Source organism: Mesorhizobium sp. AD1-1, from assembly GCF_020164655.1.
GTDB lineage: Bacteria > Pseudomonadota > Alphaproteobacteria > Rhizobiales > Rhizobiaceae > Mesorhizobium > Mesorhizobium ciceri.
On the sequence record NZ_JAIUGP010000006.1, the window covers coordinates 158692 to 182676 of the forward strand.

Here is a 23985-nt window from a genome sequence, read left to right on the forward strand (position 1 = left end):
CCCTTTGATCTTGGTTCTTCGCCTCAACTGACGCTGTCCGGCAGCCTCTCCTCGCGCCGCGCGATGAAATCCATCAGGCCATCGGCGATGCCTTCGTCGAGCTTCGGCTCCTCGTAATCCGCCAGCATGTTGCGCGCCTTCTCGCGGCCGCGCGTGTCGTGGTCCTTCGCCCCTTCTGCCTTCCACTGTTCGAACGAATTGAAGTCCATGATCGAGGGCATGAAGAAGGCGGATTCGAAATGTTCCAGCGTGTGCTGGGTACCGAGGAAATGGCCCTGCGGTCCCACCTCGCGGATTGCCGCCATGGCTTCCTTGAAATCGTCGAACGGCAGGCCGCCGGCATATTTGTACCAGCCGATGAGCTGTTCACAGTCGGTGGCGAATTTCGAATAGCCGCAGGTCAGGCCGGCCTCGAGCCATCCGGCGGAGTGCCAGATGTAGTTGGCGCCGGCGAGGATGGCGGCATGCATCAGCATGTTCGCCTCGTAACCAGCCTGGGCGTCGTTGAGCTTCGACCCGACATGGAAGCCGGAGGTGCGCCACGGCAGCCGGTATTTCCGCGCCAGCGCTCCCATCAGATACATCATCTGCGCCGCCTCGGGCGTGCCGCCCATCGGAGCACCGGTCTTCATGTCCACCGTGACCATGAACTGTCCGTAGATCTGCGGCGAGCCTGGGCGCAGCAGTTGCGTGAAGGCGACGCCCGCCAGCGCTTCCGCATTGACCTGTGCCACAGCGCCCACGGCGGACGCCGAAGTCGAGGCGCCGCACAGTGCAAAGGGTGCGAGGATCAGCGGCTGGTTGCTTCGCGCATAGACCTTCATCGCGTCCAGCATGGTGGCGTCCCACACCAGCGGCGAATTGCAGTTGGTGATCGACACCAGGACCGGATTGTCGCGGACGTAATCCTCTCCGAACACGATGCCTGCCATCGCCATCGTGTCTTCCGCCCGCTCCTTGGACGTGACGATGCCCATGAACGGCTTGTCGGAATGCTTAAGCGCGGAATGGATGATGTGGAGGTGACGCTTCGGTACCGCGATTTCCATCGGCTCGCAAATGACCGAACTCGATGAATGCAGCGCCGGCGCCATGTAGGCGAGCTTGTGGAAATTGTTGAGGTCGGCGAGCGTGCCGTAACGCCTGTTGTTGTCGAGATCGCGAACATAGGGCGCGCCATACATCGGCACGAAGATGGTATTGTTGCCGCCCACCCGCACCGTGCGCTGCGGATTCCTCGCATTGAGCGTGAACTCCGACGGGACCTTCGACACCAGTTCCATCAGCAGGGCCCGGTCGATCCGCACACGGGTTTCCGAGACATCCGCGCCCGCCGCCTTCCACAGTGCGATGGCCTCGCCGTCGCGGAACTCGCATCCCACCTCTTCGAGGATCAAGAGCGACTCCTCGTGGATCAGCTCGACCGCCTCATCCGGGACCATCTGGTAGACGGGGATCTGGCGGACCAGCGTCGGGAACGACGTTACGGGAGCTCCGCGCAGGGCCTTGCGCCCCAGGCGGCCGCCACTGCGGCGGTTGGCATGTTCGGTCACTTCGGGGGCCGGTGCGTTCATGGCAACTCCATTCCACTCATGAAGGAGCCTAGCGCGACAAAATGGTGATGTGACGCTGGAAAATCCTGATCTCTTGTATAAGCTCAGCTTATGCGAAGCTTGCGCCACCTTCTGCCTTCGGCCGGCAGCCTGATCGTCTTCGAGGCGGCCGGGCGGCTGTCGAGCTTCACCGCCGCCGGGCGCGAGCTGGGCATGACGCAGGCCGCCGTCTCCTATGCCGTGCGCGGACTGGAAGAACAGCTCGGCGCCAAGCTGTTCCAGCGCCGCCACCGCCAGGTGCTCCTGACCGAGGCCGGCGAGCGCTTCCATGCCGACGTCTCGCTCGGCCTTTCGCACATCCGCAAATCGGCGGAGGATCTGCGCCTGCAGGCGACCGGCGGTCATGTCACGCTGGCCGCCTCGACCGCGTTCGGTTCGTTCTGGATGATGCCGCGCCTGCAGCAGTTCCGTGACGAGCTGCCAGGCATCGACCTGCGTATCCAGACCGCCGACCGCGACCTCGACATCATCGCGGAAGGCATCCCGCTCGGCGTGCGCGGCGGCGCGCCGCGGGACTGGCCGGACTATCATTCGTTGCCGCTGGCTGACGAGGAGATATTTCCCGTCGCCGGCACCAGCTATGCGGCAAAGTTCGGCCTGCCCAGATCCGCTGCCGAACTGGCCACGCACCGCCTCATCCATCTGGAGGAGCCGTATCGCGAGGCGGCCAGTTGGGACGAATGGTTCCAGTCTGCGGGCGCCAATCTCAGCGATACCGCGCGCGGCCTGCGCATCAACGACTACGGCCTGGTGATTCAGGGTGTCATGGAAGGCCAAGGCATCGCGCTCGGCTGGCGGCACCTCGCCGAGCGGCTGCTGGCGTCGGGCCTGCTGGTGCCGGTGACGGATCATGTGCTGAAGACCGGCAAGGCCTTCTATGTCGTCTGGCCGAAGAACCGGGAGCTCAGCGACAACGCCCGCAAGGTGCGCGACTGGCTGGCGGCGCAGGCATAAGTCGTTTTCCACTGATCCACCGCTGGCGCAATTCTGCCCCTCCCGCGCGACGCGAATCCGCCTATAGTGCCGCCATGCCCATCCGCCAGCTTTCCGAAACGATGATCAACCAGATCGCCGCCGGCGAAGTCATCGAGCGTCCGGCGAGCGTGGTCAAGGAACTGGTCGAGAATGCGCTCGATGCCGGTGCTTCGCGCGTCGAGATCGTCACATCGGGCGGCGGGCTGAACCTGATCCGCGTCACCGATGACGGCTCCGGCATTCCCGAACGGGAGCTGGCGCTGGCGATCGCACGTCACTGCACCTCCAAGCTCACCGAGGATATCAACGACATTCGCTCGCTGGGCTTCCGCGGCGAAGCGCTGCCGTCGATCGGCTCGGTGTCGCGACTTTCGATCCGCTCGCGCACGGCAGCAAGCGACAGCGCCGCCGAGATCGGCATCGAGGGTGGCCGCGTCCTGCCTGTCAGGCCGGCGGCGGCCAATCGCGGCACCACGGTCGAGGTGCGGGACCTGTTCTTCGCAACGCCGGCCCGATTGAAGTTCATGAAGGGCGAACGCGCCGAAAGCTCGGCCACCAGCGATGTGGTCAAGCGCATCGCCATCGCCTTCCCCGCCGTGCGCTTCACGCTGGCCGGCTCGGACCGCTCGACACTGGAATTGCCGGCGGCGGATGACAGCGCGGAAGGCAGCCTGCGTCGTGTCGCCCAGGTGATGGGCGCCGACTTTCCCGACAATTCGATTGCCCTCGACGCGATGCGCGATGGCGTGCATCTGACCGGCCACGTGTCGATCCCGTCCTTCACCCGCGCCAACGCGCTGCAGCAATATGCCTATGTGAACGGCCGCCCAGTGCGCGACAAGCTGATCGCCGGCGCCATACGCGGCGCTTATGCCGACGTCCTGCCGCGCGACCGCCACGCGGTGACGGTGCTGTTCCTGACGCTCGATCCGGCCATCGTCGACGTCAATGTCCATCCAGCCAAGGCCGATGTGCGCTTCCGCGATCCCGGCCTTGTGCGCGGGCTGATCGTCGGCGCAATCAGGCAAGCACTGGCCGATGCCGGCGTCCGCGCCGCCACCACGGGTGCCGCCGGCATGATGGCGGCGTTCCGGCCAGGGGCCGCATCCTACGGCCACGGCGGACCGGCAAACGGCCACCGCAGCTACGACGCGGCCTACCGCGCGTCGGGTCCGTCCGGCTTCGATCCTGCCCGATCGCCGCAGCGGCCGCTCGATATGGGTTTCGATGGTGCGGGCTTCGAGCAGCGCGGCTTGCGAGAAAGCGAGCAAGCGGCTTTCGATGCCGGTCCGCTTGCCAGCGCCGATGCACGCGCAGGGCAGGATGAAGCGGCCGAGACGTTGCTCGGCGCGGTGCTGGGCGCGGCGCGCGCCCAGGTGCATGAGAACTACATCGTCGCCCAGACCAGGGATTCGCTCATCATCGTCGACCAGCATGCGGCGCATGAACGGCTGGTCTACGAGGCGCTGAAGAATGCGCTGCATTCGCGCCCGGTGCCCTCGCAGATGCTGCTTCTGCCCGAAATCATCGACCTGCCGGAGGAGGATGCGGAGCGGCTTGCGCTGCATTCGGAAACGCTGGCCCGCTTCGGTCTCGGCATCGAGCGCTTTGGCCCCGGCGCTGTCGCGGTGCGCGAGACGCCGTCGATGCTGGGCGAGGCCAATGTCCAGCAATTGGTGCGCGACCTCGCCGACGAGATCGCCGACAACGACACGGTCGACACGCTGAAGGAGCGGCTGGACAAGATAGCCGCGACCATGGCGTGCCACGGCTCTGTGCGCTCCGGCCGCCTGCTCAAGGCCGAGGAGATGAACGCGCTGCTGCGGCAGATGGAGGCGACGCCCGGCTCCGGCACCTGCAACCACGGCCGCCCCACTTATATCGAACTCAAGCTGGCGGATATCGAACGGCTTTTCGGACGGCGATAGCTGCGGACGGATTGCGGGCCTATCGCTTCGCCGCTCGAGGTCGGCAGGTCAGGAGGCCGGCCGACAATGTGGTCACCCGCGATTTTCGCCCAGCGGCCTGAGTAGCGCGATCGCAGCCGCCGCCAGCAGGAGGATCGCACCGGTGATTTCAGCCCAGCCGACCGCCTCGCCGAAGAGCCAGGCTCCTGCCGCCAAAGCGGTCAGCAAATAGCGTGCAGCCGCCAGCAGGCGCGGAGGCGCGTCATTGAGACCGAGCTTGATCGCGGCCCAGGTCAGCCCCCAGATCAGCGATATCACCGCGAAGAAGAAGAGGTTGCGAACCACCGATCGGCGCTCAGCGCAGTCCCCGACGATCGACAAGTATCCGATGGATTTCGATCCGCTCCGGCAGCTCGATCAGGAACTCGGCATCTCGGTCCAGATGATGGACTTTGGTCGGTTCGCCTTTGGTAAAGGCGGTCATCGCTTGCATGTCGGCCCAATACGAGATGGTTGTGAACCACGTCTCGGCATCACGGTCCTCGCGCAGCAATTGGACGCCAAGCGCCGTCTTCTCGAGGGGTGGAATACCCTCGGCACGCAGGTATGGCTCATAGGCGTCGGCGATGTCGCGGCGGGTGCGACCGCGCCAGATGCGCGCGATGGTCGGTTTGGTCGGCATGAGGTTCTCCTTCAGTCAGGCGGACAGCAAACTGGGCATAGCGGACGCCGGTTGTGATCAGCCGTGAACACCAGCCAGGAAATCGCGGACCAGCGGCAGCGCGTCGTCGAAATGTGTCTCGAGCAGCCAATGACCCGCCCCTTCGATCAGATGCAGTTCCGCATCGGGCAGATCGCGATGATAGGCCCTTGCCGACGCCGCGGGCATATAGCCATCCTCTGGCCCCCAAAGGATCAGCGTGGGTGGATGGTGTTCACGCAAATAAGCCTGGTAGCGCGGAAACCAGGTGAGATTGGCTTCCAGCTTCTCCATCAGACCGACGGCGATCTGCCGACGAACCGGCGTGTTCATCAGTGGCCAGTGAAGATTCCAGAGATCGGGCGGCACGCGCATGGCGACGTCGTCAGCCACTTCCCCGATGAACTCGGCCCGGAACCCGTCCTCACTTACCGCAGCCTCGAGCGGACGGTGCTTGCCGGGCGTCTTGTCGGTCCACCAGGCCTTGATCGTGGCGTATTTGGGTCCAAGCACGTCCTCGTAGATGTCGCCGTTCTGGATGATGAGGGCGCTGATCCGCTCCGGGTGCGAGATCGCATGCCGGAGTCCTATCTGCGAGCCATAATCGTGCAGCCACAAGGCGTAGCGTTGGAGACCGAATTTATCGGCAAGCTTGGAAAGCACGTCGCAATAGGCGTCGAAATCATAGCCGAAGGTGGCCGGATCGGGTGTGCCGCTGTATCCGAAGCCAGGCCAGTCGAATGCAATCGTCCGCCAGCGGTCGGCGAGCGCCGGCATCAGTCGGCGGAATTGGAACGAAGAGCAGGGATAGCCGTGCGGCAAGAGCAAGACAGGTGCTTCTAACGGCCCTGCCTCGCGATAAAAAATGGATAGATCATCCAGTTGCATGCGTCGGTGCGTCGTTGCACCCGGCATTCGGACCTCCGTCGAACAAACCTCGGCTAAACGCGTTTGATCGAGGGATCGTTCCGAATGGGGGAAGCGGACGGTCGGCAATATTCATCTCTTCAAATTCACCACGATGACACCGCCCAGCGCCAGCGCGCCGCCGATTATGCCGAGCAGAGTGGGAACTTCGCCCAGCCAGAAGAAGCCGATCAGCGCGGACATCGGCGAGACCAGATAGAGGAAGTTGGAGGCACGTGCCGCCGGCAGACGCGACAGCGCGGTCGCCCAGGCGGCATAGGCGATGAGGCTGGGCACGATGCCGAGAAAGATGACGGCGCCGAGGCCTGCTGTGTCGGCGACCGCCGCCTGCGAAAAGGCCGACGGCAGGAAGGGGGCCAGGCATAGTGCGCCGAGCACCATGTTCGAAGCCGAAATGGTCAATGGATGATGGCGGGCAAACAGCGGCTTCTGGACGATGGTGTTGACGGCCGAGCACAAGGCCGAACCAAGCACCAACAGAGCACCGGTGTTGAATGACAGGCCATGCCCATCGGCCATGGCGATGATGCCTATGCCGGCGAAGGAAATCACCGTACCGATCCAGGCCACGCCTGAGAAGCGCTCGCCCAGCAATGCCATCGCCATGATGGCGGTGAAGATCGGGCTGACATTGATGATGAAGCCGGCGGCACCGGCCGAGACGGTCAGTTCGCCGAAATTGAGCATGACGGTGTAGAGCGCGACGAAGATGGCGCCGCCAAAGACCAGGCGCCACACTTCGTCGAGCCTTGGCAGCGCCGGGCGCTTGACGGCCAGGAAGATCGCCGCCGGCACAGCGGCGATGGCAAATCGCAACGCACCCAGTTCCAGTGGGCCGAAGGCGGCGAGACCGGCTCGGATAGCGGGAAAGGCGGAGGCCCAACCAACCACCGTCAGCGCCACCGCGATGGCTGCCGTGGTGTCCATTCGCTGTGTCGAATTCAACGTGCCCGTTATCTCGCTCATCTCACCGCCCTCGTATTTCTTCGGTCCTGAAAGGCAGAAAACGCCTTTTCACCCCGGTTGACAAACGACGAAATCGAGGATCACCTGTGACTATGGATCACAGCTCGGACACAATGGTGCCGCTCGAAACGCTGCGCGCCTTCGATGCGGCGGCGCGGACAGGCAGCTTTTCAGCGGCCGCCGAAAAGCTCAATATCACCCATGGCGCCGTCAGCCGGCAGATCGCCAAGCTCGAGGACTGGCTGGGATTGAAAGTCTTCGACCGTGGTGCGCGCGGCGTCTCGCTGACGATCGAAGGCAACAGGCTGCATCTGCGCACGGCGGAAGCCTTTGCGCTGATATCGACCCATTCCGACCGCTGGGTCGAGCCCCGTGGCACGGCGGTGGTGCGGCTGACCTCGATCCCCTCCGTCAGCGGACTGTGGCTGATGCCGCGCATGGCGGCTCTGGAAAACAATCCCTCGAAGCTGCGCATCGTGCTTGATGTCGACATCCGCCAGGCCGACCTTGCCGATGAAGGCATCGACCTCTCGATCCGTTGTGGACGCGGCGGCATTCCGGGCCGCATCTCGGTGCAACTTTTCGAGGAACATGTCTTCCCTGTCGCGTCACCCGAGCTTGCCCGCGAGATCGGCCGGGGCGACCCTGCCCGGCTGCTCAAATATCCGCTGATCAACGATTCCGACGCGTCGGCCTGGCGCGCCTGGTTTGCCGCGCAAGGCATGGATTACCGCCCGCGCCCGCAGGACCGCCGCTTCGAGGACTACAATCTGGTGCTCGACGCCGCCGCCTATGGGCTCGGCATCGCGCTGGCCCGCCCGCCGCTGACCGGACATCAATTACAATCGGGCCGCATCACTCCCGTCGATGAGCGCACAGCTCTCAACCCGGTATCCTACTGGCTCGACCGGCCGATGGGGCGGCCGCGTGCCGCCGCCGCCGACCTCGCCCGCCGCATCGCGGCAGAGGCCGGGCTGGCCCAGGACAAGATCGAGGCGTTTATCGAAGCCGAGCGATAGACCTTCCGGATCTATATGGAAAACCGGCCGATTCGAAGCTCAGCGAAGCAACAACAAAACGAACCCAAGGATCACCGCTCCCAGCAAACCGGCCATTATCGAAACAAAGCCAATTTTCACCAGCAACTGCTCAGGGTTCGGCACCGCACCATGGGATTGATTGGCCGGCCTGTGCCTGCCCGCCGGCGTACCCAGGGCGGCAGCGTTGCGCGGGATTGGGGCCTGCGGCAGGATAAGCGACAGCAATGACAGCCCCGCAACCCTGGCGGAGGCATTGTCATTGGCCGTTGTCGAAGGCGGCAAGAAGGCTCGCAGCGTTTCGGCTTCGGGTTTTGCCTTTCTCGCCACGACTGTTGCCAATGCCGCCTCTTCGCCCGTCTCAAGCTGGGCAAGATAGGCATCGACGATGCCAGCGGATGCGATCTGCTGCGATTTGACGGCCATCGGCGCCGCCGGCAAAATCAACAGCGCCGGCGCTGTCTGCTGCGCGAGCAGAGACGGCGCCGGCGGTTGGACCAGCGCCTTGACCAGTGCCGTCATCACTGGATCAGCCTGCCCCGAGGGCACGGCTTGCGGCGTCATCACTTCCCTAAGCAGGGCGGGAAGACGAGTGGAGGAAACGTCCATTGCGGCCCACCAACTACATTTTTCCGCTTCACAATAAGCGTTCAGCATTGTCTCAGGCTTGTCTCATGCTTGACCTCGCCGGGAATTTATGGCGATGAAATCCTCATGAACCCTGGCGTCCCCGCATGATGAACCGTTTCGAAGGCCCCGGCGGCAAGGAAGCCCGCATCCGCTACCTGGATGGCGACTTCCAGGTTACCAGCCCCGGCGCGTTCGTGCGCTGCGCGGTGACAGGCGAAAGCATTCCGCTCGACGAGTTGAAATACTGGAGCGTCGCAAGGCAAGAGCCCTATATCAGCGCCACCGCCTCGCTGCGCCGTGAAATCGAGATGCATCCGGAGCTGCGTAAGCGCAGTTAACCCTTCAGCTTGCGCTGGCGCCAGGCATCGAGCGTCTCGTCGATGATGCGCTCGGGAACGTGATCGAGTTCGAAGACCGTGTCGATCTCCAGCACCTCGAGCCGGTCGAGAAAGTCCTGTGAGGCGCCGTGGCGCAGCCGGGCGGCGTCCTTGGCGGTGGTGATGAGCACCAGCCCCTCAGTGCGTGCGGTCGCCGCCAACTCGGCAAGTTCGTCCTCCGCATAGAAATGATGGTCCGGAAACGGCCGCGTCAATGCCAGTTCGCCGCCGGCCTCGCGCACCGTGTCGAAGAATTTCTCGGGATGGCCGATACCGGCGAAGGCGAGGAACCGCTTGCCGGCAAGCCCTGCCTTGCCGCGTGGCTCTGTATGGGCCTCGAAGATCGCCCGGCCGGCGCGTGCCGCCTGGCGGACCACGCTGTCGGCGGCAGTGCCCTCGCCCATTTTCAACAACCCGCTGGTGAAAACCAGCTGGTCGACGATTTTGGCCCTGAGCGGCCCCCCCGGAATGACGCGGCCGTTGCCGATCCCGTAGCGCGCATCGACCACGACCAGCGCATAGTCGATGTGGATGCGGGCGCTCTGGAAGCCATCGTCCATGATCAGGAAATCGCAGCCATTCCGTTCCAGCAGCAGCCGGGCGCCGGCGGCGCGGTTCGGCGTCACCGCCACCGGCGCGTGTTCGGCGAGCAGCAGCGGTTCGTCGCCGACATGCCGGGCGCTGTCGTGGTCGATATCGACCACGTGCGGCTCGGCGAAGGAGCCGCCATGGCCGCGCGACAGGAAGCCTGGTTTCAGATGCATGCGCTTGGCCTGCTTGGCGAGCGCGATGGCCACCGGTGTCTTGCCGGTGCCGCCAACCGTGAAATTGCCGATGCACAGAACAGGTGCTTCGATCTTCTCACGCTTGGCCCGCCGCATGCCGCGGCCGGCGGCAGCCGCATAGATGGCCGACAGCGGCGACAGTGCCAGGACCCGCCAGTCCGGCTCCTCCCACCAGAATGGTGGTGCTTCCGAGGCCACGCTAGCGCCCGTTCGCGCCCTTCAGGCGCGACTTGACGACCAGCGGCTGGATGTAGGGCTCAAGCGATTTCAGCGTACGCGCCAGCGCACCGCGCATCTCGTCGACGGTCGCAATGCCTGCCGCCATCATCTCGTGGCGCGCCACTTCGTTGGTCAGGAGGAAATTGACGGCGCCGGCCAGCATGTCGCGATCGCGCACCAGCTTGGCGCCGCCGCTGTCGAGGAGACGCTGGTAGGCCTCGCGAAAATTCTGCACATTGCGCCCGGCGAGAACCGCCGTGTCGAGCATGGCCGGCTCCAGCGGGTTCTGGCCACCCTCGGAGGTCAGCGAGCGGCCGACGAAGGCGATTTCCGTCAGCCGGAGATAGAGTCCCATCTCGCCGATCGTGTCGCCAAGCAATATGTCGGTGTCGGCCGTGATCCTGTCGCCCTTGCTGCGCCGCGCGACCTTCAGGCCCATGCCGGAAATCTGCGCCGCAAGCGCCTCGGCTCGATCGGGATGACGCGGAACGACGATCGTCAGAAGACCATGGTGGCGCTTGTGCAGCGTCGCGTGGACTTCAGCCGCGACCACTTCCTCGCCGTCGTGGGTCGAGATCGCCGCCCAGGTCGGGCGCGTGCCTATCTGCCGCCGCAGTGTCGCCAGCGCCCGTTCGTCGACCGGCGGCGGCGACGTGTCCACCTTGAGGTTGCCCGACACCGTCACCGGCCGCGCGCCGAGCGCGAGAAACCGCTCGCCATCGACATCCGACTGCGCCACGACGTGAGCCAGGTTCTCGAACAGCGCCTCGGCGATGTTGGCCCGTTTCTTCCACGATTTGAACGAGCGGTCGGACAGCCTGCCATTGACCAGCACCTGCGGCACGCGTCGCGCGCCAAGCTCGAGGATGGTCATCGGCCAGATCTCGGATTCGGCGATGATTGCCAGATCCGGCTGCCAGTGATCGAGGAACCGGCTGACCGCCGGCTTGAGGTCGAGCGGTACATATTGATGGATGATGCGGTCACCGAGCCGCTCTTCGGCGACCTGCGCCGAGGTGACCGTGCCGGTCGTCAGCACGATGTTGACGCCATAGTCGAGGATGCTTTCGACCAGCGGCACGACGGCTATGGTCTCGCCGACGCTCGCGGCATGGATCCAGATCACCGGCCCGTCGGGGCGCGCGCGGCCGGCGACGCCATAGCGCTCGCGGCGGCGGTAGCGGTCTTCCTTGCCGCGCGAGGTGCGCCAGGCAACGTAGGGCCCGACCAGCGGATAGGCTGCCGCACCCGCGAATCGGTAAGCCGACAGCATGGCCCGTGCCCAGCGGCCGCTCATCGCGGAGCATCCACGAGACGGTAAGCCTCGGCGGTCGCGGCATTGAGCGCTGTCGTCACTTCCTGGCGCTTGCGCTCCATTTCGGCGTCATCGGCGCCGGCCGCCACGAAGATCGGCTGGCCAATGACGATCGACGAACGGCCGAACGGCAGGTTAATGGTGGTCTTGTCCCAGCTCTTCTCCAGCACCTTGCGGCGGCTGGTGGTGATGGCGACGGGCACAAGCGGCCGGCCCGAGAGGCGAGCCAGGAGAACGATGCCAAGTCCTGCGTCTCGCGGCGTGCCGTGCGGAATATCTGCGATCATGGCGACGTTCTTGCCGACGGCGAGCGACTTTTTCAGGGCGATAAGCGCTTTTGCCCCACCCTTGTCGAGGTGCCTGGCATTTTCCCGCCCGCCCGAGCCGCGCACCGCCTCGATGCCGAATTTTTCCAGCATCAAGGCGTTGAGCTCGGCATCGGCGCTGCGCGAAACCATGGCGACCAGCGGCTTGCGCTTGGGATAATAGGCAGGCGTCAGCAGATGCTGGCCGTGCCACAAGGCGATGATGCCAGGCTCGAACTCGGTATAGGCACCGCCCGAAAACCGTGCCGATCCCTCGACGACGCGATTGGTGAGGCGCACGAAGCGGACGAACTGGGCGAACAGGCTGGCGATGGCGTTCTTGACGAATCGCGACTGCGCAAGCGGTTGGCGAATCTTGCGCCAGAAGGCCTTGGTCGTGCGGCTGCGTCCCCTGCCCGTGGGCGCGGCATCGCTTGCTGGCCCTTTCGCCAGGTCATGCTCCATCGAAGTCAACCGGCAGCCTTGTTGTCGGGGTCCAGCAGCCGGTGCAGATGAACGACGAAGTAACGCATGTGAGCGTTGTCCACGCTGGCTTGCGCCTTGGCTTTCCACGCCGTGTGCGCGGATTGATAGTCGGGATAGATGCCGACGATGTCGAGCCCGTCGAGATCGCGGAATTCGGTGCCGCCAAGCTTCTTCAGTTCGCCACCGAACACCAGATGCAAAAGCTGTTTCTTTCCGTCTTCCGCGGCCATGTCGGTCCTTCACATATCGTGAGTTTGTCACAGGTCTAGACCAAAGCCGCCGACTTTGGAACCTTTAGGGCGAGATGAATTCATCTCGCCGGGGAAAACGCTTTCACGTGTCCAGACCGGCGATGACGCCGGCGAGCACGGCCAGCAATTCACCGCTGCCGGCAGCAAGGGCGCCGTGACGAGTCACCTCGCCGGCATAAAGTGGAGCGCGGCCATGCTGGTCGAGCAGCTGGCCGCCGGCCTCGCGCAGGATGAGGTCGGCCGCTGCAATGTCCCAGTCATGCGCGTTCGGCTTGACGAAAGTGGCGTCCAGCGCGCCATTGGCGATCATGGCCAGCCGATAGGCGAGCGAAGGGCTGTAAGGCGCCCGCTTCAGCCGCGCCTGCCATTCGGCAGGCATCAGGTCGGTCAACTGCTTCAGCCCGGAAATCTCGGCCGTTTCCGCCAGCTTGCGAACCGCAATGCGCTTGCCGTTGCGGAAAGCACCCTGGCCGGGCAGCGCCCAATAGGTCTCCTCCATCGCCGGGCATTCCAGCACGCCGGCCTGCGTGCGGCCATGCTCGACGACGGCGACGCTGACGCACCAGGTGCGCTGGCCTTCCAGGAAACCGCGCGTGCCGTCGATCGGGTCGACGACGAAGGTGCGGCGTGCCGAAAGCCGGACCGGATCGTCAACTGTCTCTTCCGACAGCCAGCCATAATCCGGCCGCGCCGCCAGCAATGTTTCGCGCAGATAGGCGTCGGCCGCGTGGTCGGCCTCGCTGACCGGTGATGTGCCGCCCTTCATCCAGACTTGCGGGCTGTTGCCGAAGTAGCGCATGGCGATCACCCCCGCCTCGCGGGCGGCATCGCGCAGCAGCGGCAAGTCTTCGGTGGCTCCGGCAGTGGTCAGGTCATGCTCCGGCAAGGGTCATGCCTTCGATCAGGAGCGTCGGCGCCGCGGTGCCGAAATTGCGGTCGAGGTCATCGGCCGGCACCATGTTGAGGAACATCGTCTTCAGGTTCGAGGCGATGGTGACCTCGGCGACGGGATAGGCCAGTTCGCCATTCTCGATCCAGAAACCGGAAGCGCCGCGGCTGTATTCGCCGGTGACCATGTCGACGCCCTGGCCGAACACCTCGGTGACGTAGAAGCCGGTCTTGAGCGATTTGATCAGCTCTTCCGGCGACCGCTCGCCGGGTTCGATGGCGAGATTGGTGGAGGATGGCGTAACGGAGGAGCCGCTGCGTGCGCCGCGGCCGTTGGTGACGAGGCCCAGCTCCCTTGCAGCCGAGGTCGACAGGAACCAGTGGTTGAGCACGCCCTTCTCGACCATCAACAGCTTTTCGCCCTCGACGCCTTCGCCGTCGAACGGACGCGAGGCCTGGCCACGCCGCCGGAGCGGCTCGTCGGTGACGGTGATGGCGGAGGCGGCCACCTGCTTGCCCATCATGTCGCGCAGGAACGAGGTCTTGCGCGCGACCGAGGCGCCGTTGATGGCGCCGGCGAGATGGCCGGCGATGCCGCGCGCGACGCGTGGGTCGAACACCACGTCGACCGGCCCGGTCGCCGCCTTGCGCGCGCCGATGCGGCGCACGGCGCGCTCGCCGGCCTTGCGGCCGATGTCCTCGGGCGCATCGAGATCTGCAAAATGCTGGCGCGAGGAGAATTCATAGTCGCGCTCCATGCCGGTGCCCTCGCCGGCGATAACGCTGGCCGAGCGCGAAAAACGCGAGCCGACATAGTGGCCGAGGAAGCCGTGCGAGGTGGCCAGCACCAGGCCGCCCAGCCCGGCACCGGCGCTGGCGCCGGCCGAATTGGTCACGCCCTTGACGGCAAGCGCTGCCGCTTCCGCCGCCAATGCGGCTTCCTTCAACTGGTCTGCCGACACTTCGGTGGCGTCGAACAGGTCGAGATCGCGCGTCTGTTTGGCGAGCAATGCCGGATCGGCCAGCCCTTGATAGGGATCCTGCGGCGACACTTTCGCCATCGCCACGGCGCGCTCGGCCAGCGTTTTCGGGTCGGACGCCGCTGTCGCCGAGACACTCGCCACGCGGCCGCCGACGAAAACGCGCAGCGCCACATCCTCGCTTTCGGAAGCTTCGGTAGCCTCGACCTTGCCGAGACGCACCGACACACCGGTCGAGCGGCCGCGCACGGCCACCGCGTCGGCGGCATCGGCGCCGGCCTTTTTGGCAGCCTCGACCAGGGCCGCGACGCGGTCGGTCAATTTTGCTGCGTCTGATATGTCGGTCATGCCTGAAATCCTGCTGGTGCGGCCGGTGTGCGGCCGTTGCCCACCCATCTATTGTTCCGGTCCGGCTTGTGCAATGGCATAGGCTTCAATCAAAATGCAGGGCGGACGGTTCAAACCGCGAACCCTGTGACGCAAAATCGGTTCGCAGCCTGCACGGAGCATTTCGATGACGCCTTTCCATCTCGCCTTCCCGGTCCGTGATCTCGATGAAACCCGCGTTTTCTATGGCGAGGTGCTGGGCTGCGCGATCGGCCGCTCGTCAGCGACCTGGGTCGATTTCGACCTCTACGGTCACCAGATGTCGGCGCATCTGCGGCCGCAGGCCGCACAGGCCTCCAGCGACGGCAAGGTCGACGGCATTGTCGTGCCGATCCCGCATTTCGGCGCGGTGCTCTTGATGGACGACTGGCAGCGCCTGGCGACACGGCTGGAGGCGCGCGACGACATCGACTGGCTGGAACGGCCGATGGTCCGCTTCAAGGGCGAGCCCGGCGAACAGGCAACGCTGTTCATCCGCGACCCCTCAGGCAATGCCTTGGAATTCAAGGGCTTTCGCTCGCTGGAGCAGGTTTTCGCGCACTAGCTCAGATCGAGGGCATCCATCGATCAACGGCCGAAACGGCCCGCCGCGAAAGGTGCGAGCCGAGCCGGATCGCCGCGTCCGCCGATCAAGTCGGCGACCAGCCGCGCGGTGATCGGAGCCAGCGTCAGGCCGAGATGGCCGTGCCCGAAAGCATGAATTACGCGGGAGCTGCCGCGCGAAGCGCCGATGACCGGCCTGGAATCCGGCAGGGACGGCCGGAAGCCGAGCCATTGCGAGGCAGGCGAGCCGAGCCTGGGAAAAATTTGCCTGGCGCCACGGTCAAGCAGCGCCAGCCGGCGCGGATTTGGCGGCGCGACCAGGCCGCCGAGTTCGACGGTGCCGGCGACCCGCAAGCGGCCAGCCATCGGCGTCAGGTAGAAACCAAGATCGACGGGACAGACAGGTCGGTTGAGCAGCGGCGCGTCGGTCTGGAATTCCAGATGATAGCCGCGCTCGGTCTCGAGCGGAATCCTGTCGCCGGCCTGCGCGGCCAGTGCGCGCGACCGTGCACCGGCGGCGATCACCACCGTGCCAGCCTTGATGCGAACGCCGGGTCCGCTGAGCTGGACACCGTCAGCCTCGACCTGCAGCCCGGTGATCTCTGCCTGCTTCACCGATGCACCACGGGCACTCACCGCGCCCAGCAACCGCCGCATCACCATTGCCGGATCGGTGACATTGATCGAGTCGGGAAAATACACGCCATGCGCTGCTGTCGCCGGCAGGCCCGGCTCAAGCGCCGCCACCTCTTCGGGAGTCAGCACCTCTTGGTGGATGCCAAACCCAGCGCGCATTGCCCGGCCGCCGGCGCCAGCGGCAAAATCGCTCAAGCGGCGATAGAGGTAAAGACAGCCATTGCGGCGCAGCTGGTCCTCCAGCCCGGCCTCCCCGGCCATGTCTTCCCAGGCCGGGAGGGCGTCGGCCAGCAGTCCGGCGAGCGCCAGCGCATTGGCCCGGGTGGCCGCCGGCAGCGATTGCCGCATGAACCGGACGAGCCATGGCGCCAGCTGCAGCAGCGCCGGCCAGCGCAGCGAAAACGGGCTGTCGGGATCAAGCAGCAGCTTTGGCAATGCCCGCAGCACCGCAGGAGTGCCGACCGGCATGCAGGCATATTCGGCGATCGTTCCGGCATTGCCGAACGACGCGCCGGAGCCCGGCTCGTTCGGATCGATGAGCAGGACTTCGCGGCCGTCCGCGACAAGGCGAAGTGCCGTCGCCAGCCCGACAACTCCGGCGCCGACAATGGCGATTTCGACCGTTTCAGAAGCAGCCACTGTAGATCTTCCCGATTGACCTTGATATCCAGTACCGATCATGTGGTCTCTTGGTTCGGGGTCACGGTCCAGTCTTGATCCCTGGAATCGAATAGGCCAGATCTTTCCGCCCTCAGGCCACAGGCGTCCAGATCACGTCCTCGATTTTTTGCGCGCCGGTCGCCAGCATCGCCAGCCGGTCGAAGCCGAGTGCGATGCCGCTGGCCGGCGGCATGATGGCAAGGGCTGAGAGAAAATCCTCGTCCAGCGGATAGCGCTCGCCATAGATGCGCTGCTTCTCGTCCATCTCGATAACAAAGCGCCGGCGCTGCTCGTCGGCGTCGGTCAGTTCGCCAAAGCCGTTGGCGAGTTCGACGCCGCAGCAATAGAGCTCGAAACGCTCGGCGACGCGCGGGTCGCGCTGGCTCGGCCGCGCCAGTGCCGCCTCGGCGACGGGATATTCGCACAGGATGGTCGCGCGGCCCTGCCCGAGAAATGGCTCGACCTTTTCCACCATCACCCGGCTGAACAGATCGGCCCAGCTGTCGTCGGGCGCGGTGCGCAGGCCGGCATGGGTCAAGGCGGCGTGCAGCGCGTCGCGGTCGGTGCTGCCGTCGGCGGCGACCGTGGCCAGCAGGTCGATGCCGGCATGGTGGGCGAAAGCGTCCGCCACCGTCAGTCGTTCCGGCTCGGCAAACGGATCGCAGTCGCGGCCCCGGAAAGAGAAAATAGTCGCCCCTGTCCTTGTCGCGGCCAGCGCCAGAAAGGCCGCACAATCCAGCATCAGGCTCTCATAGGCCTCGCCCACCCTGTACCATTCGAGCATGGTGAATTCGGGATGATGCAAGGGGCCGCGCTCGCGGTTGCGATAGACCGGACCGAAGCTGAAAATCCTGGTTTCACCGGCGGCGATCAACTTCTTGCAGGCGAATTCCGGCGAGGTGTGGAGATAGAGTGGCGCCCTTGCACCGTCCGGCCCGACCGCTTCCGTGGCGAAAGCCGCCAGATGCGCCTCATTGCCGGGCGAGACCTGCAGCGCCGCCGTTTGCACCTCGACGAAATCATGGGCGGCGAACCAGTCGCGCAGGCCGGCGGCGATGCCATTGCGCAGCATCAGCCGCGGGCGGCGGTCGGCGTGAACGTCAGGCGTCCACCAGGGCGAAGCTTCGGTCATGCGGCTCGGAACATGGTGGAAGGGGGCTGGCGGCGGCGGCCAAGATGCGGTAGGCCCCCATCCAGCGCCGCACTAGCCGGCAAACGCCAGTCAACTCTTCTTGCAGGATTTAAAACCGTGGTGAAAGTCATCGCCAGTTCGCTCCGCAAAGGCAATGTCGTCGACAAGGACGGCAAGCTTTATGTGATCCTCTTTGCCGAAAACATCCACCCAGGCAAGGGCACGCCGGTAACGCAGCTCGACATGCGCCGCATCGGCGACGGGGTGAAGGTTTCGGAACGCTACCGCACCACCGAGCAGGTCGAGCGCGCCTATGTCGAAGAGCGCGAGCACACCTTCCTCTACCGCGACGGCGAAGGCTTTCACTTCATGAACCCGGAAACCTACGACCAGGTGGCGGTGTCGGAAGCGGTGGTCGGCGACATGGCACCTTACCTGCTGGAAGGCATGGCCGTGCAGGTGTCGCAGTTCAACGGCATTGCCATTTCCCTGGTGCTGCCGCAGCGCGCCACCTTCGAAGTGGTGGAAACCGAGCCGACGACCAAGGGACAGACGGCCTCGTCGTCCTACAAGCCGGCCGTGCTGTCCAACGGCGTGCGCACCCTGGTGCCCCCCCACATCGCGCCGGGCACCCGCGTGGTGGTGATGACGGCTGATGGGGCTTATGTGGAGCGGGCGAAGGACTGAGGGGGGTCTTCCCGCCCAAACGACCAAACGCCTCCAAGCAAAGCCTTCCCATGGACGGGGCAGCTTTGACCGCTTATTGCTTGAAGCAGTGCTCGCGGTGCCATCGCAAGAAATGAGGATGCGGGCGTTCGAGCTGTCGGCGAGGCGGAAGCGCGCGGCGCGTCTTGTTTATAAAGCCCTGCACACTGTCTAAGTCATTGACCTGTCTGGAGATCAGGATTTCCAAATCGTCCGACAGGCTGATCAATCCACGGTCGAACATCCAATGCGCAGTGCCGGACAGTGCGATCCCATTGTTGACGACATCAGGCCCGTTCGCCTCGACCGGTCGAATATGTGCAGCAGAAACTTCTGCCCGGCCGCCGCCATTTATCAGCTTGAGACCCGTGATTGCGCAGCGCTCGTCATAAGCGCGTAAGACGACGCGACGGAAAATGCGGTCCCGCACGATTCGCGATCCGATGTAGCTTACGCGATCACGACTCTGCTCGAATTCGAATGGCGCCTGCTCATCCTGAAAGCCGGCAGATATGCCGACCTCATCAACGCGCGGCAGCAACAACTCATTCGTATCCAGGCCCAGATCGATGATGCGGTTGAAGTCATTTGCGCTAAGTGCACGGACTGCAGATTGGGCACGGCCCGAAATCCGTCCTTCATCGTTGAGCAGGCCTCGCTCGACGAGACCATCAGATCCATTAAATGGAACAGGATTGACGAAATCGAGGTAGGTTCCGGGCTCAATCAGCGCGAGGTACATGTCTGATATCACAGGATCAGGGATGATCTGCTGGACTTTCGCTACAGCGTAATAGCCCCGTGTATCGTTTACCTTGCTGGGCTCGTAGTAGATGATCCACTTGCCGACACACGCCTCAACGCGGCGCAGATACGGACGAGGAAACTGGTATTGCTCTGCGGGGCGATCATTGTACCGCGAATCCGAGCGATGAATGAAAACCCCGAATTCCATGATCTTCCTGCAATGCGCTCTTGGGAATAATAACTACTTCAGATGTGCATCAAAATCCGAACTTTGCGGTTTAGTCCAGGCCGGTCGCACTTCCCCGTGGTATCGGTCTTTCGCAGGCTCGCGCTGAAAGCGCCACCCTGTAACGAAGCGCAGCGATATATTTTATGAAGCGTGTCGCAATGACCCTGCGCGGTCCGTCCTTTGACGCAAAAGGAGAACGCCATGCGAAAACTTATCGTCACCGAATTCATCAGCGTCGATGGCATTGCCGAGGTCGAGAAGCTGCCAAGCGTGACCTGGAACGACGAGATGAACAGGTTCAAGGAGGACGAGCTTGCCGATAGCGGCGCCATGCTTTTGGGGCGCACGACCTATGAGATCTTTGCCGGCTCCTGGCCGACGGAAACCGGAGATTTTGCCGAACGGTTCAACGCGCTGCCGAAATATGTCGCGTCGAACAGCCTGAAGGCGCTCGACTGGAAGCCGGCCGAATTGCTGAAGGGGCCGCTGCCGGAAGCGGTCAGGATCCTGAAGCAAGGCAGCGGCGGCAACATCTATGTGCATGGCAGCCTCAGCGTCGCGCAGGAATTGCTGCGCCATGGCCTGGTCGACCGCGTCAGGCTGCTCAGTTATCCAGGCACCGTCGGCCGGGGCAAGCCGCTGTTCCCAGGCGGCGAACCGGTGTCGCTGGAATTGATTTCTGCGATGCCGTTCAGCAACGGCGTTGTGGCGCTGGAGTATGCGCCGGTGGCGGCGAAGTCGTAATCGATTGGAGCCTTTCAGATCGAATGGGGAAGGTGCATTCTCACCCGACCTGCTTGCCCCGCCTCCCCTTGATGGCGGCGCTGTTCCGCGCCTCCACCGCCTTCTCCACCTGCCGCTTCAGTTCGTCCTTGATATCCACCGTCTCGTTCATCAGCGCGTCGATCTTCAGGAAATCGAGGACGCGGTATCTCGACACTGCCGGGCGGACCAGGATGTCGGGGCGGCATTGCTTCAGCTTGTTGGCGATGATCGATTGCATCATCAATTGCGTGGCGCCGAACATCAGGTCGACGGAGGTCGGCTGTTTGCGGTCGGCCTCTTCCGGTGCGCCGACGACGTCGACGCCGATGATGATGTCGGCGTCGTTCTCGATCAGGTCGAACGGCACGGGGTTGTAGATGCCGCCGTCGATCAGCAGCCTGCCGTCTCGCATCACCGGACGGAACACGGCGGGAATGGCCGCTGACGCCGCCAGCGCGGAGTGCAGGTCGCCGTCTTCGAAGACGGCCAGCTTGTGACCGAAATAGTCGGTCGCCGTCACCTTCAGCGGGATTTTCAGCTCGGCAAAGGTTTCGGGGATGGCCTCGGGCAGAAAGGCTTTCAGGATGCGCTCGACATTGAACTGGCTGACGCGGATGCCGTTCTGCATGGCTTCGGCTATCGTGCCCGGCCGCGCCCGCCACATGCGGCTGGCCACCTCGGCGCGGCGGCCGAGGATCGAGCGGGCATAGTCGTGGATGTCCTTGCCGGCCATGCCTGATGCCATGCCGGCGCCCATGATGGCGCCGATCGACGAGCCGGCAATCGCCACCGGCTTGATGCCGAGCTCGTCCAGCGCCTCGATGACATGGATATGCGCCAGCCCGCGCGCGCCGCCGCCGCCGAAGGCGATGCCGAAGGTGGGGCTCATCCCTTGCCGGCTCCGGCCAGTTTCGGGCCGATGATCATGATGGTCGGCTCGGTGGTCAGCAGCTTTTTCGCCGCCGCCTTGACCTGTTCGAGCGTCACCGCGTTGATGTAGCCGGCGCGGCGCTGCATGTAGTCGATGCCGAGATCGTCGAGCTGCAACTCGACCAATGTCGAGGCGATGGCGCTGGACGAGTCCAGATTGTTGATGGCGTAGGCGCCGATCATGTATTTCTTGGTCGCCGCCAGTTCCGCTTCGGTCGGGCCTTGTTCGGCCAATTGCTTGACCACATCGCGGACGATGCCAAGCGTCTCGGCCGCACGGTCGGACCGGGTGCCGGTGCTGACGATCAGCGCGTTAGCGTGGTCCTGGTTGATGAGCGAGGAGTTGACACTGTAGGCCAGTCCGCGCTTTTCGCGCACTTCCTGGAACAGGCGCGAGGTGAAGGTGCCGCCGCCGAGGATCTCGTTCATCAGCACGGCGGGGAAGAAATCCGCCGCCTTCCGCTTCACGCCGGGAAAGGCGAGCTGCAGGGAGGTCTGCGGCAGGTTGTAGTCGACCTCGATATGCTGCGCCAGCTTCGGGTCGATATCGGCCACAGGCCTCAGCGCCTGGTTCTGCGGCAGGTCGCCGAACACCATGTCGAGCTTCTTCTTCAGCGTCTCCGCGTCGATGGCGCCGACCACGGCGACATGCAGGCCGCCGCGCGCGAACACCGCTTTGTGCAGGGCTTTCAGATCATCGGACGTGATGGCGGCGATGCTTTCCTTGGTGCCCTGATCGGAGCGGGAATAGGGATGGTCGCCATAGAGGGCGCGCGCCCATTTGTTCTGCGCCACCGTGTCCGGGTCGTTTTCGCCGGCGATGATGCCGGACAGGATCTGGGAACGGATGCGGTCGATCGGCAACTGGTCGAAGCGCGGCTCGTTGACCGCCAGCCGCAGCAGGTCGAAGGCCTGGTCGCGCTGCTCGGCCAGCATGCGCATCGAGCCGTAGATGCCGTCGCGGCTCTCGTCGAAGCTCATCTCGGCGCCGGCATCGTCGAGCTTGATCTGGAAGTCTTCACTATCGAGCGGGCCGGCGCCTTCGTCGAACAGGCCGGTCATTAGATTGGCCAGTCCTTCCTTGCCGACAGGATCCTGCGTCGAGCCGCCGCCAAAGACGAAGCGGATGGCGACGACCGGCACGGAATAATCCTCGACCAGCCAGGCGGTGATGCCCTTTGGGGAGGTGACGGACTGGATCTCCATGGCCCGCGCGGTGAGCGCCGGCAGGATGAGGAAGAGGATGGAGAGAAAGAGGGTGGTGAGTGCACGCCATGCGGCAATCGTCGGCAGCGACCAATCGCGGAAGCCGGCGCTCCCCCTCACCCAGCCTCCGCTTTGCTCGGCTGACCTCTCCCCGACGGGGAGAGGAGCTTGCCAGCGCTGGCGCCAGCCTCTTCTCCCCAGTGGGGAGGTGGCCGCGAAGCGGCCGGATGAGGGGGCTGCCTCGCTCATGGGGATCGAATTCATCATCAATTCCCCGCCTGTTGCTGCGGCAAGAGATAGCCGGTGGTCGACCGGGCGAGCACCAGATAGCGCGCGGCGACCGCCTTGACCTCGTCTGCGGTGACCTTGCGGATGCGGTCCGTCCATTGCTGGACGTCCTGCACATTGCCGCCGGTGGCCAGCGTCGAACCGTAGATGTTGGCCATGGAATCCTGCTTGTCGCGGGCAAAGATCATCGACCTGACATAGCGGTCCTTGGCCTTTTCCAGTTCCGATGGCGTCACGCCATCCCGGACGATGCGCACCACCTCCGCATCGACCGCCGTTTCGACGTCGGAAATCCTGGCATCGCCGCGCGGCGCGCCGTAGACGGTGAAGTTGGTGTCGTCGAGCATGGTGCCCTGGAAAAAGGCGCCGGCGCTGGATGCGATACCTTGCTGGACGACGAGCGCCTGGTAGAGCCGGCTGCGATTGCCGCCGCCGAGGATCTCCGCCAAGAGGTCGAGCGCTTCCGCCTCGCCCGGCTTTCCCGAATGATAGGACGGCACCACCCATTGCGTGGAAAAGCTCGGCACGCTGACGCGGGCATCGGAGAGCGTGACCGTGCGCTTGGTGTTCTGCTCCGGCTCGACCGGGCGGATGCGGGGCGGCAGATCGGGGCCGCGCGCCACCTTGCCATAGGTCTTTTCGGCCAGCGCCCGCACCGTGTCCGGTTCGACATCGCCGGCGACGATCAGCACGGCGTTATTGGGCCGGTAGTATTTGTCGTAGAAGGCGGTGGCGTCGACGCGGTTCAGCTGCTGCATCTCCTGCATCCAGCCGATGACCGGAATGCGATAGGGCTGGTTCTGCCACAGCGTCGCATCGACCTCCTCGTCCAGCACAGCCTCGGGGCTGTTGTCGATACGCGAGCGGCGCTCCTCGAGGATGACGTCGCGCTCGGTCTTGATGACATCGTCGGTGAGGATGAGGTTGCGCATGCGGTCAGCCTCGAAGCTCATCATCAGCTCGAGCGCCGACGGCGCCACCGTCTCGTGGAAAGCGGTGTAGTCATAGGAGGTGAAGGCGTTGTTGGAGCCGCCGATATCGGAGACGGCGCGGTCGAACTCGCCGGCCGCATGGTTGGTCGTTGCCTTGAACATCAGATGTTCGAAGAAATGCGCGATGCCGGATTTGCCGGGCGGCTCGTCGGCGCTGCCGATCTTGTACCAGACCATGTGGGTGACGATCGGCGCACGGTGGTCGGGAATGACGACCACCTCCATGCCGTTGTCGAGCAGGAAATCCGTGACCTTGAACTCGGCCGGAACCGTGTTGGGCAAGACGGGGCTCTCGGCCAGCACTGGGCTGGTCACGACAAAAGCCAAGGAGGTCGCCAACAGCGTTCCCCGCAGCCATTCAATCCTGGATGTCATCAACGGCTCCGGTTCTGTCGACAGACGAT

Annotated in this window: 25 protein-coding genes; 7 read left to right on the top strand and 18 right to left on the bottom strand. The window is 64.4% G+C overall.

Going from position 1 to position 23985, the window contains the following annotated elements:
* Positions 1-23: 23 nt before the first annotated feature.
* A complete protein-coding gene (locus LB519_RS14070; protein ID WP_224620273.1) occupies positions 24-1574 on the bottom strand; it encodes a trimethylamine methyltransferase family protein in 1551 nt (516 codons plus the stop codon).
* Positions 1575-1664: 90 nt separating this feature from the next.
* On the opposite strand from LB519_RS14070, the gene LB519_RS14075 reads away from it, so the two are divergent.
* Positions 1665-2567, top strand: a complete 903-nt coding sequence (locus tag LB519_RS14075; protein ID WP_013532333.1) for a LysR substrate-binding domain-containing protein — start codon at positions 1665-1667, stop codon at positions 2565-2567.
* Positions 2568-2641: 74 nt separating this feature from the next.
* The gene (gene mutL, locus LB519_RS14080) at positions 2642-4516 is read left to right on the top strand and encodes a DNA mismatch repair endonuclease MutL (RefSeq protein WP_127370726.1); all 1875 of its coding nucleotides are present in this window, start codon (positions 2642-2644) and stop codon (positions 4514-4516) included.
* Between the two features lie 72 nt (positions 4517-4588).
* On the opposite strand, the gene LB519_RS14085 is transcribed toward mutL, so the two are convergent.
* The 4 genes from LB519_RS14085 to LB519_RS14100 form a co-directional block, all read right to left on the bottom strand.
* A complete protein-coding gene (locus tag LB519_RS14085) occupies positions 4589-4840 on the bottom strand; it encodes a hypothetical protein (RefSeq protein ID WP_224620274.1) in 252 nt (83 codons plus the stop codon).
* A gap of 10 nt (positions 4841-4850) precedes the next feature.
* Positions 4851-5177, bottom strand: a complete 327-nt coding sequence (locus tag LB519_RS14090) for an antibiotic biosynthesis monooxygenase family protein (RefSeq protein ID WP_027163236.1) — start codon at positions 5175-5177, stop codon at positions 4851-4853.
* Positions 5178-5234: 57 nt separating this feature from the next.
* A complete protein-coding gene (locus LB519_RS14095) occupies positions 5235-6110 on the bottom strand; it encodes an alpha/beta fold hydrolase (protein WP_224620275.1) in 876 nt (291 codons plus the stop codon).
* Positions 6111-6194: 84 nt separating this feature from the next.
* Positions 6195-7088 (bottom strand): DMT family transporter, encoded by an 894-nt coding sequence (locus LB519_RS14100; RefSeq protein ID WP_024504827.1) that lies wholly within the window; start codon positions 7086-7088, stop codon positions 6195-6197.
* 92 nt (positions 7089-7180) lie between these two features.
* Between LB519_RS14100 and LB519_RS14105 the strand changes: the two genes are divergently transcribed.
* On the top strand, positions 7181-8107 hold the full coding sequence (locus LB519_RS14105; protein WP_013532339.1) for a LysR family transcriptional regulator: 927 nt from the start codon (positions 7181-7183) through the stop codon (positions 8105-8107).
* A gap of 39 nt (positions 8108-8146) precedes the next feature.
* Here LB519_RS14105 and LB519_RS14110 read toward each other — a convergent pair whose 3' ends face one another.
* A complete protein-coding gene (locus LB519_RS14110) occupies positions 8147-8782 on the bottom strand; it encodes a hypothetical protein (protein ID WP_224620276.1) in 636 nt (211 codons plus the stop codon).
* Positions 8783-8859: 77 nt separating this feature from the next.
* Here LB519_RS14110 and LB519_RS14115 point away from each other — a divergent pair, with 77 nt between their 5' ends.
* A complete protein-coding gene (locus LB519_RS14115; RefSeq protein WP_013532341.1) occupies positions 8860-9093 on the top strand; it encodes a DUF2093 domain-containing protein in 234 nt (77 codons plus the stop codon).
* Here LB519_RS14115 and lpxK read toward each other — a convergent pair.
* From lpxK to LB519_RS14145, 6 genes are all read right to left on the bottom strand, one after another.
* Positions 9090-10115, bottom strand: a complete 1026-nt coding sequence (lpxK, locus tag LB519_RS14120; RefSeq protein ID WP_024504830.1) for a tetraacyldisaccharide 4'-kinase — start codon at positions 10113-10115, stop codon at positions 9090-9092. The genes LB519_RS14115 and lpxK overlap by 4 nt on opposite strands.
* A 1-nt stretch (position 10116) precedes the next feature.
* Complete coding sequence (gene waaA, locus LB519_RS14125) at positions 10117-11433, bottom strand: lipid IV(A) 3-deoxy-D-manno-octulosonic acid transferase (RefSeq protein WP_064994149.1); 1317 nt, start codon at positions 11431-11433, stop codon at positions 10117-10119.
* Positions 11430-12221: a lysophospholipid acyltransferase family protein gene (locus LB519_RS14130; RefSeq protein ID WP_013532344.1), complete on the bottom strand. Its 792-nt coding sequence runs from the start codon at positions 12219-12221 to the stop codon at positions 11430-11432. Before LB519_RS14130 ends, waaA begins: the two co-directional genes overlap by 4 nt.
* A 5-nt stretch (positions 12222-12226) precedes the next feature.
* Positions 12227-12472 carry a DUF4170 domain-containing protein gene (locus LB519_RS14135; RefSeq protein ID WP_013532345.1) on the bottom strand — a complete coding sequence of 82 codons (246 nt, stop codon included), beginning with the start codon at positions 12470-12472 and terminating at the stop codon, positions 12227-12229.
* Between the two features lie 103 nt (positions 12473-12575).
* Positions 12576-13379 (bottom strand): 3'(2'),5'-bisphosphate nucleotidase CysQ, encoded by an 804-nt coding sequence (locus tag LB519_RS14140; RefSeq protein ID WP_224620277.1) that lies wholly within the window; start codon positions 13377-13379, stop codon positions 12576-12578.
* Positions 13366-14709, bottom strand: coding sequence for a TldD/PmbA family protein (locus LB519_RS14145; RefSeq protein WP_013532347.1), 1344 nt, complete (start codon positions 14707-14709; stop codon positions 13366-13368). Before LB519_RS14145 ends, LB519_RS14140 begins: the two co-directional genes overlap by 14 nt.
* A gap of 166 nt (positions 14710-14875) precedes the next feature.
* On the opposite strand from LB519_RS14145, the gene LB519_RS14150 reads away from it, so the two are divergent.
* On the top strand, positions 14876-15292 hold the full coding sequence (locus LB519_RS14150) for a VOC family protein (RefSeq protein WP_224620278.1): 417 nt from the start codon (positions 14876-14878) through the stop codon (positions 15290-15292).
* A 23-nt stretch (positions 15293-15315) separates the two neighbouring features.
* Here the strand turns inward: LB519_RS14150 and LB519_RS14155 are convergent, their stop codons facing one another.
* Both LB519_RS14155 and epmA read right to left on the bottom strand, forming a co-directional pair.
* Positions 15316-16566, bottom strand: a complete 1251-nt coding sequence (locus LB519_RS14155; protein WP_224620279.1) for an NAD(P)/FAD-dependent oxidoreductase — start codon at positions 16564-16566, stop codon at positions 15316-15318.
* Positions 16567-16678: 112 nt separating this feature from the next.
* A complete protein-coding gene (gene epmA / locus LB519_RS14160) occupies positions 16679-17719 on the bottom strand; it encodes an EF-P lysine aminoacylase EpmA (RefSeq protein WP_224620280.1) in 1041 nt (346 codons plus the stop codon).
* Between the two features lie 117 nt (positions 17720-17836).
* Between epmA and efp the strand changes: the two genes are divergently transcribed.
* A complete protein-coding gene (gene efp, locus LB519_RS14165) occupies positions 17837-18406 on the top strand; it encodes an elongation factor P (protein ID WP_013532351.1) in 570 nt (189 codons plus the stop codon).
* A 73-nt stretch (positions 18407-18479) separates the two neighbouring features.
* On the opposite strand, the gene LB519_RS14170 is transcribed toward efp, so the two are convergent.
* Entirely contained in the window at positions 18480-19379 is a 900-nt protein-coding gene (locus LB519_RS14170) for an HNH endonuclease (RefSeq protein ID WP_224620281.1), read from the bottom strand.
* Positions 19380-19601: 222 nt separating this feature from the next.
* On the opposite strand from LB519_RS14170, the gene LB519_RS14175 reads away from it, so the two are divergent.
* Positions 19602-20144, top strand: coding sequence for a dihydrofolate reductase family protein (locus LB519_RS14175; RefSeq protein ID WP_224620282.1), 543 nt, complete (start codon positions 19602-19604; stop codon positions 20142-20144).
* A gap of 40 nt (positions 20145-20184) precedes the next feature.
* On the opposite strand, the gene LB519_RS14180 is transcribed toward LB519_RS14175, so the two are convergent.
* The 3 genes from LB519_RS14180 to LB519_RS14190 form a co-directional block, all read right to left on the bottom strand.
* Positions 20185-21054 (bottom strand): patatin-like phospholipase family protein, encoded by an 870-nt coding sequence (locus LB519_RS14180; RefSeq protein ID WP_013532353.1) that lies wholly within the window; start codon positions 21052-21054, stop codon positions 20185-20187.
* Positions 21051-22421 (bottom strand): M16 family metallopeptidase, encoded by a 1371-nt coding sequence (locus LB519_RS14185; RefSeq protein ID WP_411909246.1) that lies wholly within the window; start codon positions 22419-22421, stop codon positions 21051-21053. The genes LB519_RS14180 and LB519_RS14185 overlap by 4 nt, the downstream gene beginning before the upstream one ends.
* A 146-nt stretch (positions 22422-22567) precedes the next feature.
* On the bottom strand, positions 22568-23956 hold the full coding sequence (locus LB519_RS14190; protein WP_224620284.1) for a M16 family metallopeptidase: 1389 nt from the start codon (positions 23954-23956) through the stop codon (positions 22568-22570).
* Positions 23957-23985: the final 29 nt, after the last annotated feature.

What these genes read in the sequence shown, in the direction of transcription:
- LB519_RS14090 (WP_027163236.1), bottom strand. Translation starts at nt 5,177, where the DNA reads ATGCCGACCAAACCGACCATCGCGCGCATCTGGCGCGGTCGCACCCGC.
- LB519_RS14115 (WP_013532341.1), top strand. Translation starts at nt 8,860, where the DNA reads ATGATGAACCGTTTCGAAGGCCCCGGCGGCAAGGAAGCCCGCATCCGC.
- LB519_RS14190 (WP_224620284.1), bottom strand. Translation starts at nt 23,956, where the DNA reads ATGACATCCAGGATTGAATGGCTGCGGGGAACGCTGTTGGCGACCTCC.
- LB519_RS14070 (WP_224620273.1), bottom strand. Translation starts at nt 1,574, where the DNA reads ATGAACGCACCGGCCCCCGAAGTGACCGAACATGCCAACCGCCGCAGT.
- LB519_RS14095 (WP_224620275.1), bottom strand. Translation starts at nt 6,110, where the DNA reads ATGCCGGGTGCAACGACGCACCGACGCATGCAACTGGATGATCTATCC.
- LB519_RS14180 (WP_013532353.1), bottom strand. Translation starts at nt 21,054, where the DNA reads ATGAGCCCCACCTTCGGCATCGCCTTCGGCGGCGGCGGCGCGCGCGGG.
- LB519_RS14175 (WP_224620282.1), top strand. Translation starts at nt 19,602, where the DNA reads ATGCGAAAACTTATCGTCACCGAATTCATCAGCGTCGATGGCATTGCC.
- LB519_RS14130 (WP_013532344.1), bottom strand. Translation starts at nt 12,221, where the DNA reads ATGGAGCATGACCTGGCGAAAGGGCCAGCAAGCGATGCCGCGCCCACG.
- mutL (WP_127370726.1), top strand. Translation starts at nt 2,642, where the DNA reads ATGCCCATCCGCCAGCTTTCCGAAACGATGATCAACCAGATCGCCGCC.
- LB519_RS14145 (WP_013532347.1), bottom strand. Translation starts at nt 14,709, where the DNA reads ATGACCGACATATCAGACGCAGCAAAATTGACCGACCGCGTCGCGGCC.
- LB519_RS14170 (WP_224620281.1), bottom strand. Translation starts at nt 19,379, where the DNA reads ATGGAATTCGGGGTTTTCATTCATCGCTCGGATTCGCGGTACAATGAT.
- LB519_RS14100 (WP_024504827.1), bottom strand. Translation starts at nt 7,088, where the DNA reads ATGAGCGAGATAACGGGCACGTTGAATTCGACACAGCGAATGGACACC.
- LB519_RS14105 (WP_013532339.1), top strand. Translation starts at nt 7,181, where the DNA reads ATGGATCACAGCTCGGACACAATGGTGCCGCTCGAAACGCTGCGCGCC.
- LB519_RS14150 (WP_224620278.1), top strand. Translation starts at nt 14,876, where the DNA reads ATGACGCCTTTCCATCTCGCCTTCCCGGTCCGTGATCTCGATGAAACC.
- LB519_RS14110 (WP_224620276.1), bottom strand. Translation starts at nt 8,782, where the DNA reads ATGCTGAACGCTTATTGTGAAGCGGAAAAATGTAGTTGGTGGGCCGCA.
- epmA (WP_224620280.1), bottom strand. Translation starts at nt 17,719, where the DNA reads ATGACCGAAGCTTCGCCCTGGTGGACGCCTGACGTTCACGCCGACCGC.
- waaA (WP_064994149.1), bottom strand. Translation starts at nt 11,433, where the DNA reads ATGAGCGGCCGCTGGGCACGGGCCATGCTGTCGGCTTACCGATTCGCG.
- LB519_RS14075 (WP_013532333.1), top strand. Translation starts at nt 1,665, where the DNA reads ATGCGAAGCTTGCGCCACCTTCTGCCTTCGGCCGGCAGCCTGATCGTC.
- LB519_RS14135 (WP_013532345.1), bottom strand. Translation starts at nt 12,472, where the DNA reads ATGGCCGCGGAAGACGGAAAGAAACAGCTTTTGCATCTGGTGTTCGGT.